Raw genomic sequence first — 1,804 nt, forward strand, 5'->3', positions numbered from 1 at the left:
CCTTGTACTTTCTCCTTCAGCTTTCGGAAAGATGTATCACTGATGGCGTGTTCAATCCGGCAGGCGTCTTGTTCCGCTGTTTCCTGATCGACGCCAGCAGCGATAAACTGCTCCATAAAAAACAAATGGCGTTCATAGATTTTCTCGGCAATCTCCCGACCTATGACGGTCAGATGAAGGAACCCATCATCCACGGTCAGAAAACCTCCATTTTTCAAAACGCCTACCGCATGGCTGATACTCGGTTTGCTAAAGCCCATGTGCCGGGCAAGGTCAATGGAGCGGACCATGCCCATTTTCTTTTGTAGAACAAGGATAGCCTCCAGATAATCCTCCCCAGACGCATGAATCTTCATCAGTTCCTCCTTTATGCTTATTGTTGAATCCTCCAGCCCTCAGCCTGTTCCCGAATCTTAATAAATTCCTGATAGGTTCCCCTTTGAGCCAGCAATTCCTTATGGGTTCCTTTCTGCACGACGGTTCCACCATCAATGACAAGAATTTGATCCGCATTTTCAATCGTCGCCAGTCTATGGGCAATCGTTATGATTGTTTTACCATGTGTCAGTGCGGAAATAGCCTCTTGAATCAAATGCTCATTCTCTGGGTCAATGCTGGCCGTGGCCTCGTCCAAAATGACAATCGGCGCATCTTTCAGCATGGCTCTGGCAATCGAAATCCGCTGCTTTTCACCGCCGGAAAGAGAAGAACCGCCCTCCCCAATGACGGTATCATATCCATCTGGCAAGGCCATAATAAAGTCATGGCAGCGCGCTTCTTTTGCAGCGGCAATCATCTGTTCCTCCGAAGCGTCCGGGCTGCCGAATTTGATATTGTTACGGATTGTATCCCGGAACAGATATACATTCTGGAACACCATACTGATATTTTTTAGTAAGCTGTCACAGGTAAATTCTCGAATATCTGTTTCTCCTAAAGTGATTTTTCCGGCGTCAACATCATAAAAGCGTGCAATCAGGCTGCACAGGGTAGACTTGCCGCTCCCGGAGGGACCTACAATCGCTGTTGTGGTATTCCGCGGAATCGTGAAATTCACATCATGCAATACAGTCCGTTTATCGTAACCAAAGGATACATCCTGAAAAGTAATGTCATACGAGGTCGGTGTAATATCTTTTCCGTCTTGGTCGATATATTCTGCATTTTCCAGAGCTTCCAGCTTATTCATAGCGGAATCTATAAGACCCAGCATATGAGCCGCGTCGTTAATGTTTTCCACACTTCCAAAGATTACGAAAGAAAACAGAACAAACATCAGGAAATAAGCAAGACTCATTTGCCCGTTAAGTGTCTGCCATGCACAGATAAACACAATCCCCATAGATGCCAGTTTTAAGGAGAACAGATGCAAGCAGTTAAATGGCGTATAGCCTTTTTCTACTTTGATATGAATATTTTTCAAATCCGTATTTGCCTTGCGGAAACTTTCGATAGAAGCCCCTTCCTGTCCGAACGATTTAACGATGGACAGCCCGCGGATATATTCAATCGCAGAGCCAGACATATCCTCCATGGCCTGGTGCGTGATAGCAGCGGTCTTTTCACTATGCCTGCTGATACCATGTAAGGCCAATGAGGAAAAGGCAACGCCGACAACAGAAATCACTGCTGCGGCTGGACTCAGGAAAAGGAAACACAGGAGAATTGCAATAAACTTTGCATATCCGTTGATGATGATGTCGACCATCTTCATTCCCTGCAATTCAAGTGTGGATAGCTCCGTGGTAACACCTGTCAGAATATCGCCCACGCTGTTTTTAGAAAAATATCCCAGAGGAACCCT

The 1,804-nt window shown here is 45.9% G+C and carries 2 protein-coding genes; both read right to left on the reverse strand.

What is annotated here, in order from left to right; genetic code table 11:
- Positions 1-356, reverse strand: a 356-nt coding sequence (locus tag ACZMB2_RS14135; protein WP_487597187.1) for a metal-dependent transcriptional regulator, incomplete at its 3' end; no start/stop codon positions are given.
- A gap of 17 nt (positions 357-373) precedes the next feature.
- On the reverse strand, positions 374-1,804 hold a 1,431-nt coding region (locus ACZMB2_RS14140; RefSeq protein WP_487597188.1), incomplete at its 5' end, for an ABC transporter ATP-binding protein.

The organism is Hominiventricola sp. (assembly GCF_057604405.1).